The organism is Roseomonas sp. KE2513, from assembly GCF_016107305.1.
In the GTDB taxonomy this organism is placed as follows: Bacteria; Pseudomonadota; Alphaproteobacteria; order Acetobacterales; family Acetobacteraceae; genus Roseomonas.
Genome location: NZ_RCVR01000004.1, coordinates 1 through 11,803, shown reverse-complemented (window position 1 = coordinate 11,803; position 11,803 = coordinate 1). Strand labels below are relative to the sequence as shown.

The window sequence follows — 11,803 nt, the reverse complement described above, 5'->3', positions numbered from 1 at the left end:
CGGCTCCCGGTCGGCCACACCCCCGGCGCCCCATGTGCGGGCACGTCGTGCGCTGGCGCGGGAACCATCCGGCAACGGTCGCTAACGCCGCCCGATGGCCCAGATCTTCCCGGCTTACGCGAACACCGTCGCCCGCGCGGCTATCCTCGGCGCGGCCGCCCTCGGCTGCCTCGGCCTCGGACTGCTCATCGCGCTTCCCGCCACCTCTCACGTCACCCGGCAGGACATCATCGTCGAGCAGCCGGTCCAGTTCAGCCATGAGCACCATGCCGGCGGACTCGGCATCGATTGCAGATACTGCCACACCTCCGTTGAGCAATCCCGCTTCGCCGGGATCCCGCCGACGCACACCTGCATGACATGCCATTCGCAGCTCTGGACGAACGCCGAGATCCTCGCTCCGGTGCGCCACTCCCTGGCCGAGGGCGTGCCGCTGCGCTGGCAACGCGTCCATGTGCTGCCCGATTACGTCTATTTCGACCACAGCGTGCATGTGACGAACGGGGTAGGCTGTTCCTCCTGCCACGGCGCGATCAACCGCATGCCACAGGTCCGGCAGGTGGCGCCGCTGACGATGGGCTGGTGCCTCAACTGCCATCGTGATCCCACGCCCAATCTCCGGCCCGAGTCGGAGATCTTCAACATGGATTGGGAGCCGCCGCCGGATCAGGCAGAGCGCGGGCCGAAGCTGCTGGAGCACTACGGCATCCGCTCAGCACATTTGACCGACTGCTCGAGGTGCCACCGATGAGCGCGCCGCCGCTCTCCCGCCGGCAGGCAGCGCTGGCGCTGATTGCCTCCGCCGTCAGCCTGGCCTCCTGCGACAGGCCGGACGAAGAGATCATTCCTTATGTCGAGCAGCCCGAGAACGTCGTGCCGGGCGTGCCGCTCCGCTTCGCGACGGCCCTGCCGCTCGATGGATATGCCCGCGGCGTGCTGGCCACGGTCTTCGAAGGGCGGCCGGTAAAGCTGGAAGGCAACTCCGCGCAGCCGGCCAGCCTGGGCGCCACCGATGTGTTCCTGGAGGCGGAGATCCTCTCCCTCTACGACCCCGACCGCTCGCGCGCGGTGCGGGAGGGAACACGGATCGCCTCCTGGGAGCGCTTCCTCTCAGCCTTCCTGCCGGCGGTGCGGCGCGCCGAGTCGCGCGGCGGCGAGGGGCTCGCGATCCTCACCGGAAACGTAACCTCCCCGACTCTGCTGCGGCTGATCGGCGAGTTGCGCGGGCGCTTTCCCGCTCTGCGCTGGCACGGACACGAGGCGGTGGGCGAGGCTAATGCGCGCGCCGGCGCTGTGTTGGCCTTCGGGCGGCCGCTCTCCCCGCTGCCGCGGCTCGACCGTGCAGCGGTGGTACTCGCGCTGGATGCGGACCCGCTCGGCCCAGGGCCGGACGCGATCCGCCACGGGCGGGAATTTGCGGAGCGGCGCAGCGCCCGGCGGGACGGCCGCGGATTTTCGCGCCTATACGCTGTTGAGCCGGCGATGAGCGTGACGGGGGCGAAGGCCGACCACCGGCTCGCGCTCGGCCCCGAGGCGCTCCGGGACTTCGCCGCCGCGATCGCCAACCGGCTCGGTGCCTCGCTCGACGCTCCCGCGCTGACACCCGCCGCGGCACACTTCCTCGATGCGGCATTGGCCGACCTCCAGGCGCATCCCGGCGAGGCTCTGGTCATGACCGGTGAGTGGCAGCCGCCCGAGGTCCACGCCCTCGTGCACTGGATCAACGAGCGGCTGCGGTCGCCTGTGGAGTTCGTAGAGCCCTTCGTCCCCGACGCACCTCTCCCGCTCGCGGCATTGGCCGAGGATCTGCGTGGCGGGCGGGTAGAGACGCTGCTCGTGCTCGGGGCGAACCCCGCCTATGACGCACCGGGGGATCTCGGCTTCGCGGCGGCGCTGCGTGACTCGCGTGCACTGACCGTTCATCTCGGCTCCTGGCGTGATGAGACGGGGGCGCTCTGCCGCTGGCACCTGCCCGAGAGCCACCCGCTGGAGGAATGGGGCGACCTGCGGGCGCGGGATGGCACCGTCTCTCTCTGCCAGCCGCTGATCCGGCCGCTCTACTCGACCCGCTCGGCTGCCTGGCTGCTGGGGCTGCTGATGGGACGCCTGGACGACACCGCCCACGGTGCGGTGCGCGCCACCTGGACAGCGCGACAAGAGGGTGACTTCGAGTCCTGGTGGCGCCGCAGCCTGCATGACGGGGTCGTGGCGGGGAGCGCCGCGCCCCCTGTCGTGCCACCCCCTGCCCGGCTGCCGGCCCTACCTGCCCGCCCGGCGATCGGCGGCCTGACGCTCCTCTTCCGCCCGGACCCGACTGTCTGGGATGGGCGGTTTGGCAACAACGCCTGGCTGCAGGAATGCCCGAAGCCCCTCACGCGCCTCGTCTGGGGCAATGCGGCGCTCATGGCGCCGGAGGACGCCGCCGAGCGCCGGATCGCGGACGGAGAGATGATCCGCCTGGAACTGGGCGACCGCAGCCTGGAACTGCCCGTGCTGCTGCGCCCTGGCACCGCGCGCGGGGTGATGGTCGTGACACTCGGCCTCGGGCGGCGGGCAGCGGGTGCGATCGGCGATGGCGTGGGCGCCGACGCCTACCCGCTCCGCCGGTCGGAAAGCCCCTGGGCCGTTCCCGGCCTCGTGGCCGGGAGCCTCGGCCGGAAAGCGGGGCTACTGCGGGAGCAGCCGGATCAGAAGCTGCAGGGCGAGGCGACGGAGCTCTTCCAAACCCTCACGCTCGATGCCTTCAACGGCAGGTGCGACGCCCCGCCGCCCCCGCCCGCGCGCCCGCCCAGCTTCAACCCCGACGCGGCGAGCGACACTTATGCCTGGGGCATGGTGATCGACACAACGCTCTGCATCGGCTGCAACGCCTGCGTCATCGCCTGCCAGTCCGAGAACAACGTGCCCGTGGTCGGCCCCGAGCAGGTGGCGGGCGGGCGGGACATGCACTGGCTGAGGATCGACACCTACGACCTCGGCACCCCCGAGGCGCCCAGCCCCGGCTTCCAGCCCGTCCCCTGCATGCATTGCGAGCACGCGCCCTGTGAGCCCGTCTGCCCTGTCGAGGCTTCGGTGCACGACGCGGAGGGGCTGAACGTGCAGGTCTACAATCGCTGCATCGGCACGCGCTTCTGCCAGGCCAACTGCCCCTACAAGGTGCGTCGCTTCAACTGGTACGGCTACGCGGACGGGCAGGAATACGCGAATCAGGGCGCGCCGGTGCTGGCTGCGCAGCGCAACCCGGAGGTGACGGTCCGGGCACGCGGCGTGATGGAGAAATGCACTTATTGCACCCAGCGCATCAGCGCCGCCCGCCGCGCCGCCGAGAAGGAGGGGCGCGAGATTCGGGAGGGTGAGGTCGTCACCGCCTGCCAGGCCGCCTGCCCCTCGCGCGCGATCGTCTTCGGTGACCTGAAGCGGCCGGATTCGGGCGTCTCGCAGCTCCGGCAGGAGCCGCAGCACTACGCCCTGCTCGGCCAGCTCGGCACGCGGCCGCGCACGACCTATCTGGCGGAGGTGTCCAACCCCAACCCCGCGCTCGACGAGGGCGGCGCGTGAGCGGAGCGAAGGAAGGCCTGCTGCCGGAGGGTGCCAGCTACGGCAACCTCGTGGGCACCGTCGCGGACCCGCTGATGCGGCGTCGGATGGGGCGCTGGTACTGGGGGAGCCTCGCCCTTGCCCTGCTGATGAGCCTCGTCCTCGCGGGCAGCCTTGCCTGGCTGTTCATCGGGGGCATCGGCATCTTCGGCAACAACACGACCATCGTCTGGGGCTTTCCCATCGCGAACTACGTCTGGTGGGTGGGCATTGGGAATGCGGGGACGCTCATCTCCTCGATGCTGCTGCTGACGCGCCAGCCCTGGCGGGCCGCGATCAACCGCTTCGCGGAGGCGATGACGCTCTTCGCCGTCTCCATCGCGGGGATCTTCCCGATCATCCATCTCGGGCGGCCCTATCTCTCCTACTGGCTCGCGCCCTATCCGAACACGATGCAGCTCTGGCCCCAGTGGCGCTCCGCGCTGGTCTGGGACTTCGCGGCGATTGTCACCTACCTGCTTTTTTCCGTCATGTTCTTCTACATCGGCCTCATCCCGGATCTCGCGACGCTGCGGGATCGCGCGCAGTCGCGCACGGGGCAGGTGCTCTACGGCATTTTCGCCCTCGGCTGGCGCGGCTCCGCCCGCCACTGGGCGCGGCACGATGCGGTCTATCGTGCCATGGCCGCGATGGCCGTGCCGCTCGTCGTTTCCGTGCACAGCGTGGTGGGGCTGGATTTTGCGGCGGGGCTCATGCCCGGCTGGCAGGAGACGATCTTCCCGCCCTATTTCGTCGTTGGTGCCCTTTTCTCGGGCTTCGCGATGGTGGTGGTGCTCGCGGCACTCATGCGCTGGGGCTTCGGGCTGCAATCCCTGCTGACGATGCGGCACTTCGAGGCCATGGCAAAGATCATTCTCGCCGCCTCGGTGATCATGGGCATCTCCTACGCGACCGAGTGGCTAATGTCCTGGTATGGCGGGGAGCGGGCGGAGCGCAGCTTCCTCCACCACCAGCTCGCCGGCAGCGACGCGCTGCTCTACTGGGGCATGATCGCCTTCAACGTGGCGGTGCCGCAGGTGCTCTGGTTGCCTGCGGCGCGGCGCAGCCTGCCCGTGCTGATCGGGGTCAGCCTGCTGATCAACCTGGGCATGTGGCTGGAGCGAATCCTCATCATCTGGGACACGCTCTCGCACGGCTACCTGCCGAGCATGTGGCGGCCCTGGCACACGAGCCTCTGGGACTGGACGATCCTCGCGGGCTCGCTCGGCTTTTACGCGCTGCTTTTCCTCGTCTTCGCGCGGGTGCTGCCGGTGGTCTCGATGCACGACATGGGCAAGCTCCTGCACGAGCGGGAGGACGCGGGGTGACGGCGCCGCTGATCCTGGCGGAGTTCCGCGACCCGAACACCCTCATCGCCGCGGCCCGGCGCGCGCGGGAGGCAGGGCTGCGGGAGCTGGACGCCCACACGCCTTTCGCCGTGGACGGCCTGCCGGAGGCGCTGGGCCTGCGCGGCAGCCGGCTGCGGCTGGTCATGCTGCTTGCCGGGCTTGGCGCCGCGGCCTTCACCTACGCGCTCTGCTGGTACAGCGCGGTGGTGGACTATCCCTTCAACACGGGCGGCCGGCCGCTGCACACCTGGCAGGTCTTCCTCGTGCTGAGCTTCGAGGCCGGAATCCTGGCCGCCGCACTCGCCGGCTTCATCGGCTTTTTCGTGGCCAACGGGCTGCCCCGACTGCACGACCGTGTCTTCGCCGCGCCCGACTTCGAGCGCGCCAGCCAGGACCGCTTCTTTCTCTCCGTCGCCGACCCGGGGGCGGACGAGGCGCGGCTGGCGGCGCTGCTCGATGGGCTCGGGCCCGTTTCTGTCCGGGCTGTCGTGCCTTGAGGGCCACGCCGCTTGTCCTGACCGCCCTGCTCCTCGCCGGGTGCCGGCTGGACATGGTCCAGCAACGGCGCCTCGGCACCTATGCACCCACTAACGCCTGGCAGGGCGGCAGCACGGCCCGGCCGCTGCCTGAGGGCGTCGTGGCCCGCGGCGACCTTGCACGCGACGCGGCGGCGGCCGACCCGCCGCCCGTCACCCCGGCCCTGCTGGCACGAGGGGAGGAGCGCTACGGGATCAACTGCCTGCCCTGCCACGGGGCGGTGGGAGATGGGGACGGCATGATCGTCCGCCGCGGCTTCCCGGCCCCACCCTCCTACCACACACGGCGCCTGCGGGCGGTGCCGGCGCGCTACCTCTTCGACGTCATCACCAACGGATACGGCGTGATGTACTCCTATGCCGCGCGCGTCTCGCCTGAGGACCGCTGGGCAATCGTTGCCTATCTTCGGGTCCTCCAGCTCTCGCGCCACGCCGAGGTGGCGGCGCTGCCAGGCGTGGCGGAGCACCTGCCGTGAGTGGGGTGTTCACACTGGGCTGGCTGCGCGAGCAGGCGCGGGCGGCCGCGCTGCTCGGCCTAGCGGCCGGGGCGGTGCTGCTTCTCTGGGCGCTGGTGCTGCCTGCCGGCGCGCCGGCCGCAGGCTGGCTGGTCGGCATCTCCTTCTGGATCTCGCTGGCACTCGGCGCCCTGGCGCTCATCGCCATCCAGGCGCTCACCGGCGGAGCCTGGGGGCGGACCCTGCTGCCGGCGCTGTTGCCGGCGGCGCTGAGCCTGCCGGCCTTCCTCATCCTCGTGCTGCCGCTCTTCCTGGCGCTGCCGGTTCTGTATCCCTGGGCGTCAGATTCGGGGGCGGCGGTGCATGCGGACGTGGCGCGGATCTATCTCAACCCCCATGGCTTCGTGCTGCGGACGGTGCTGGCGCTCGGCGGGTGGTCGTTAATCGCGTTGCTGCTAGCCATCCTGCCGGAGGGAGGGCTACGTTCCGTCGTGGCGGCAGGCGGGCTCGTCTTCCACTTGGCGGCAACCACCCTTCTTTCGCTGGACTGGCTGCTCTCGCTCGATCCGCGTTTCCAGTCCACGGCCTTCGGCATGGCCGCGCTCGCGACACAGCTTCTCCTCGCCCTCGCCTGGGCCGCGACACTTCGCCCGGAACCCGCGGGAGAGGAGACGGGGCGCGCGGGGGATCTCGCGGCCATGCTGCTCGCGGCGGCGCTCGGCGTGCTCTATCTCGGCTTCTCGCAATACCTCGTCGCTTGGTACGGCGACCTGCCGCCGAAGGCCGAGTGGTTCCTCATGCGCGGAGGCCTGGGTTGGACGCTGCTGGAAGCCGCTTCCGTCACCCTCTCCGGCCTTCTGCCCATCGGCGCACTCCTCGTTGCTCATCTGCGGCGGCGGCCAGCGGCTCTGGCTCGCCTGGGCCCATGCATTCTGCTGGGGATCGTGGCGCATCTGGCCTGGATCGTGGCCCCGCCCTTCGGGGCGGAGGCGCTGCTCGCCGCGCTGCTTGGGGTGCTGGCCGTCGGTGGTCTCTGGGCAGCCCTGGCCTACGGGCCGATCGGCGCACGTCTCGCGCCGCGCGGGGAGGCCGCCCGTGGAGCCTGAGGCGAAGCTCCTAGATCGGCGTGAGCCGACGACCATCGCTGCCTGGATCGCCGCGTTGGTTGGGCTCGGCACGGGCGTCTTCCTCGCGGTCGCGCTGGGTGTGCTCTACCTTTTCTATCGCCCCGACGCCGCCCTGGTGGCCCCCCCTACCCCCGCGCGCTTTCCGGAGCCGCGCATCCAGAGCGATCCGGCCGGCGACCTCGCTGACCTGCAGGCCGAGCAGCGCAGGCAGCGGGAGGGATATGGCTGGTTGGACCGGGAGCACGGACTGGCGCGCATCCCCGTTGCTCGCGCAATGGAGGCCATCGCGGCGCGCGGCGATGCCGCCTACGCGCCGCTGGAGGAGCCGGAGCCGGGTATTCCCCTACCTGTCCGGACGGAAGCGGCGCGTCGCGTGGAGGCGGGGCGGTGAGACGTCTTTTCCTCCTGCTGGCCGTCCTGCCGATGCTGTGCGGAACGGCGCGCGCCGCCCTGACGCAGGCGGAGCTGGCGCGCGTCGAGTTGGCGCCGCCGCCAGGGGCAGCCCTGCCGGGAGACCTGCCGCTGGTGGACGACGGCGGGCGGGCGGTGACCACGGCGGGCCTGCGGAGCGGGCGGCCTGCAGTGTTGGTGCTGGCGGATTTCACCTGCACGACGCTCTGCGGCACGGCGCTCGGCATGGCCGCTGGCGCGCTCGAGGCCAGCGGGCTCCGGCCCGGGCAGGACTACGACTTCCTGGTTCTGGGCCTCGACCCACGGGACGGCCCGGCCGAGGCGGCCACGCTGAAGGCGGCTCAGCTCGGCCGCTCGTCACTTGCGGCGAATGCGAAGTTTCTCACGGGCGAGGCACGCGCGCTCTCGGCGGCCCAGTCGGCCCTCGGCTACCGCGCCGTCTTTGATGAGGAGGCCGACGAGTTCGCCCATCCGCTGGGAGCCCTGGTCCTGACCCCCGGCGGTGCCGTCTCAGCCGTGCTGGGCGGTCTGGCGCTCTCACCGGAGGAATTGCGCTTGGCGGTCGCGGAGGCCTCCGGTGGTCGCGTCGGTCGGCTGATCGAAGGGCTGCGGCTGCTTTGTTACGGGCTCGACCCAGCACACGGGGTCTACAACGCCCTCGTCAAGCGGGCCCTTGCCGTCGGGACGGCCGCGACCCTCTTCGCGCTCGGTGGGTTCATCCTCCTGCTCAACAGGAGGAGGCGCCGGGCGTGATGGACATCCAGCTCTGGCCCGTCGCGGCTTCGGACGTGGCGACGCGCGTGGACGCGATCGTCCTCGTCCTGCTCCTCATCACCGGCGCCATTATGACGTTAGTCCTGGTGCTGCTGCTCACCTTTGCCATCCGCTATCGCCGCGGCTCCGGGGCGCGACGAGGGGAGCTGCCCGAGTTGGTGAAGAAGGAGGTGGAGATCGGCTGGACGGCCGCGACTCTCTTCCTTGCGCTCTTCATCTTCGCCTGGGCGGCCGCGACCACCCTGGGGGACGCGCGCCCGGTGGGAGACGCGCTGGAGATCCATGTCGCGGCCAAGCAGTGGATGTGGAAAACCCAGCACCCGAACGGCGCGCGCGAAATCGACGCGCTGCACCTGCCGCGCGGCACGCCCACGCGGCTGCTGATGACCTCGCAGGACGTGATCCATTCCTTCTTCGTGCCGGCCTTCCGCATCAAGCAGGACGTGCTGCCAGGCCGGCTGACGGAGCTTCGCTTCACGCCGACACAGACGGGAGAGTTTCCCCTCTATTGCACCGAGTACTGCGGCACGCTGCACGCGCGCATGGGCGGCACGGTGACGGTGATGGAGCCCGAGGATTACGGCCGCTGGCTCTCCGCCCAGCCACAGGGCGACGATATCGGGCACGAGGGCGCGGCACTCTTCGTTTCGCTGGGCTGCTCCGGCTGCCATGCCGGGCGGGGCCCGGTACGCGCGCCGGGCTTGGCGGGCATCTGGGGGCGCGACGTGCAGCTCGCGGACGGACGCGTCCGGCGCGTGGACGAGAGCTACCTTCGCGACTCCATCCTCCAGCCTCGGCGGGACATTGTCGCGGGCTACGAGCCGCAGATGCCCTCCTTCAGCGGCATCGTCGGCGAGGAGGAGCTGCTGCGTTTGGTCGCTTACATACGTTCCCTGCCGGGAGGCCAGCCTTGAGCGACATCGCGGCCGAAGGGCCGATTCCCGGCGATGCCCAGCCCCACCAGGGGCTTCGCGGCGGACCGAGCTACTTGACAGCCGAGCACGGTCTGGCCGCCTGGTTCCTCACGACCGACCACAAGCGCATCGCGCTTCTCTATGCAGCGGCGCTGACCGTCTTCTTCTTCATTGGCGGCGCGGGCGCCGTCGCGATCCGGATGGAGCTGTTCACGCCCCAGGCCGACCTTCTCTCGGCCGACGGCTACAATCGCATGTTCACCCTGCACGGCACGGTGATGGTGTGGTTCTTCCTCGTGCCCTCCATCCCCAACACCTTCGGCAACTTCCTCCTGCCGCTGATGATTGGGGCGCGCGACCTCGCCTTTCCGCGGCTGAACCTCTTCAGCTGGTACCTCTTCGTCGGCGCCGGAGCGCTTCTGGTCTACGCGCTGGTGGCGGGAGGGGTGGACACGGGCTGGACTTTCTATACGCCCTTTTCGACCGCCTATTCGCAGAGCTACGTCATGGCGGCGGCACTGGCAGTTGTGCTGGTCGGCTTCTCCTCGATCGCGACGGGCGTGAACTTCATCGCGACGGTGCACATGCTGCGCGCGCCGGGAATGACCTGGTTCCGGCTGCCGCTGCTCGTCTGGGCGCTCTACGGCACGAGCCTCGTGATCGTGCTGGCCACCCCGGTGCTGACGCTCGTGCTGCTGCTCATTGTAGCGGAGCGCGCCTTCGGCCTACCGATCTTCGACCCGGCCTATGGCGGCGACCCGCTGCTCTTCCAGCACCTCTTCTGGTTTTACAGCCACCCGGCCGTCTACATCATGATCCTTCCCGCCTTTGGGGTGGTCAGCGAGTTGGTGACGTGTTTCTCGAGGCGGCAGGTCTTCGGCTACACCTTCATGGTCTATGCGATCCTCTGGATCGCCGTGGTCGGCTTCCTCGTCTGGGGGCACCACATGTTCGTCTCGGGTCAATCGCTCTTCGCGAACATCGTCTTTTCGTTCCTCAGCTTCATTATCGCGGTACCCTCGGCTATCAAGGTCTTCAATTGGACCTTCACGCTCTACCGCGGGCAGATCACCTTCGACGCGCCGATGCTCTACGCGCTCGGCTTCATCGGCCTGTTCACGCTGGGTGGGCTGACGGGCCTATTCCTGGCATCCGTGCCGATCGACGTGCATGTGACCGACACCTACTTCGTGGTGGCGCATTTCCACTTCATCATGGTCGGCGGCACGGTCAGCGCCTTCTACGGCGGGCTGCACTTCTGGTGGCCGAAGATCACGGGACGGATGTACCCGGATGTCTGGGCCCGCTTCGCCGCCGTGCTGATGTTCTTCGGTTTCTGCTTTACCTTCTTCCCGCAGTTCATCATGGGCTTCCTGGGCATGCCGCGGCGCTACCAGGTCTATCCGCCGGAGTTCCAGATCTGGCACGTGCTCTCCTCCTCCGGCGCGGTCCTGCTGGCCGGTGCCTACCTCCTGCCCATGGGCTATCTCGCGTGGTCGCTGATCTGGGGAGAGCGCGCTGAGGAGGACCCCTGGAAGGCCACTGGGCTCGAATGGCGCACGAGTTCCCCTCCGCCGCGCGACAACTTCCGGACCATGCCGGCCGTCGACACCGGCCCTTATCTCTACCACCCGGACGAGGAGGGCCCGCGCCACGATAGGCCGCAGGCCCACCAGAATCAGGGACGCGAGACTTGAGCGACGGGCAGGAGGCGCTTCGGGAACCCTGGGACTCTCTCCGCCGGCAGCGGGAGGCGGCCTCCTTCGGCACCTGGCTGTTCCTTGGCAGCGAGGCCCTGCTATTCGGCGGATTGATGATGGCCTTCACGGTAAACCGCGTGCTGCACGGGGACGCCTTTGCTGCCGCGGGTCACGAGACGAACGTCGTCTACGGCACCGTGAACACGCTGGTACTGCTGAGCAGCAGCCTTACGATGGCAATCGGGGCAGAAGCCGCGCGCGCGGAACTGAGGAAGCCCACGCTGATCGGTCTGTCGCTCACCATTCTCTTCGCGCTCACCTTCTTAGTTATTAAGGGTTTCGAGTGGCGTGATGACTTCCGCGAGGGTCTCTTTCCGGGCCCGGGCTTTAAGCTACAGGAGCCGGCAACGGAAATTTTCTTCGCCTTCTACTGGGTGATGACCGGACTTCATGGGCTGCACGTTACCGCCGGGATCGCCGTGATCACGTGGTTCACTTGGCAGGCTTGGAACGGGAAGCGCGCGCTGCGCAGCCCGGCCTTTGAGGCGGCGGCGCTCTACTGGCATCTCGTCGATATCGTTTGGGTGTTTCTTTACCCGCTGCTCTATCTCGGAGGACGCGCATGAGCGGGCTGGGCGAAGATCTTCCCCGCACGACGGCGAATATCCTGAGGCGGAGCCTGCCCGTTTGGGCTGTGCTGGTGACGCTTGTCGCGGCCACCCTTGTGCTTGCCTACCTCCCGCTCGGGCGCTGGAACACGCCGGTCAGCCTGGGGATCGGGGCAGCGAAGGCTGTGATCATCACTGTCTTCTTTATGAACCTTCGACGACCCGACCCATTGCTTCGCCTCGCGGGCGCGGCGTCACTCCTCTGGATCGCTTTTATGTTCACGCTGACCTTTGCTGACCTGCTGACACGCGCGCCGGTGACACAGGCGGGCACCGTAACTCCGCGCGTGGAG

Annotated in this window: 12 protein-coding genes; all 12 read left to right on the top strand. The window is 69.2% G+C overall.

Annotation, left to right across the window (positions count from 1 at the left end):
* The first annotated feature begins 94 nt into the window (after window positions 1-94).
* Window positions 95-751 carry a cytochrome c3 family protein gene (locus D9599_RS05220; protein WP_198380179.1) on the top strand — a complete coding sequence of 219 codons (657 nt, stop codon included), beginning with the start codon at window positions 95-97 and terminating at the stop codon, window positions 749-751.
* Window positions 748-3,558: a 4Fe-4S dicluster domain-containing protein gene (locus D9599_RS05215; RefSeq protein ID WP_198380178.1), complete on the top strand. Its 2,811-nt coding sequence runs from the start codon at window positions 748-750 to the stop codon at window positions 3,556-3,558. The genes D9599_RS05220 and D9599_RS05215 overlap by 4 nt, the downstream gene beginning before the upstream one ends.
* Window positions 3,555-4,904 carry an NrfD/PsrC family molybdoenzyme membrane anchor subunit gene (gene nrfD / locus D9599_RS05210; RefSeq protein WP_198380177.1) on the top strand — a complete coding sequence of 450 codons (1,350 nt, stop codon included), beginning with the start codon at window positions 3,555-3,557 and terminating at the stop codon, window positions 4,902-4,904. Before D9599_RS05215 ends, nrfD begins: the two co-directional genes overlap by 4 nt.
* A complete protein-coding gene (locus D9599_RS05205) occupies window positions 4,901-5,422 on the top strand; it encodes a DUF3341 domain-containing protein (RefSeq protein WP_198380176.1) in 522 nt (173 codons plus the stop codon). The genes nrfD and D9599_RS05205 overlap by 4 nt, the downstream gene beginning before the upstream one ends.
* Entirely contained in the window at window positions 5,419-5,937 is a 519-nt protein-coding gene (locus D9599_RS05200) for a cytochrome c (protein ID WP_232480173.1), read from the top strand. Before D9599_RS05205 ends, D9599_RS05200 begins: the two co-directional genes overlap by 4 nt.
* On the top strand, window positions 5,934-7,022 hold the full coding sequence (locus D9599_RS05195) for a hypothetical protein (protein ID WP_198380175.1): 1,089 nt from the start codon (window positions 5,934-5,936) through the stop codon (window positions 7,020-7,022). Before D9599_RS05200 ends, D9599_RS05195 begins: the two co-directional genes overlap by 4 nt.
* The gene (locus tag D9599_RS05190; protein ID WP_198380174.1) at window positions 7,012-7,434 is read left to right on the top strand and encodes a hypothetical protein; all 423 of its coding nucleotides are present in this window, start codon (window positions 7,012-7,014) and stop codon (window positions 7,432-7,434) included. Before D9599_RS05195 ends, D9599_RS05190 begins: the two co-directional genes overlap by 11 nt.
* Complete coding sequence (locus D9599_RS05185; protein ID WP_198380173.1) at window positions 7,431-8,207, top strand: hypothetical protein; 777 nt, start codon at window positions 7,431-7,433, stop codon at window positions 8,205-8,207. The genes D9599_RS05190 and D9599_RS05185 overlap by 4 nt, the downstream gene beginning before the upstream one ends.
* Window positions 8,207-9,142: a cytochrome c oxidase subunit II gene (gene coxB, locus D9599_RS05180; RefSeq protein ID WP_232480201.1), complete on the top strand. Its 936-nt coding sequence runs from the start codon at window positions 8,207-8,209 to the stop codon at window positions 9,140-9,142. Before D9599_RS05185 ends, coxB begins: the two co-directional genes overlap by 1 nt.
* Window positions 9,143-9,165: 23 nt before the next feature.
* Window positions 9,166-10,839 carry a cbb3-type cytochrome c oxidase subunit I gene (locus D9599_RS05175; RefSeq protein WP_309228558.1) on the top strand — a complete coding sequence of 558 codons (1,674 nt, stop codon included), beginning with the start codon at window positions 9,166-9,168 and terminating at the stop codon, window positions 10,837-10,839.
* Window positions 10,836-11,468: a cytochrome c oxidase subunit 3 family protein gene (locus tag D9599_RS05170; RefSeq protein ID WP_198380170.1), complete on the top strand. Its 633-nt coding sequence runs from the start codon at window positions 10,836-10,838 to the stop codon at window positions 11,466-11,468. The genes D9599_RS05175 and D9599_RS05170 overlap by 4 nt, the downstream gene beginning before the upstream one ends.
* Window positions 11,465-11,803: cytochrome C oxidase subunit IV family protein (locus tag D9599_RS05165; protein WP_198380169.1), on the top strand; the 339-nt coding region annotated here is incomplete at its 3' end. The genes D9599_RS05170 and D9599_RS05165, both read left to right, overlap by 4 nt.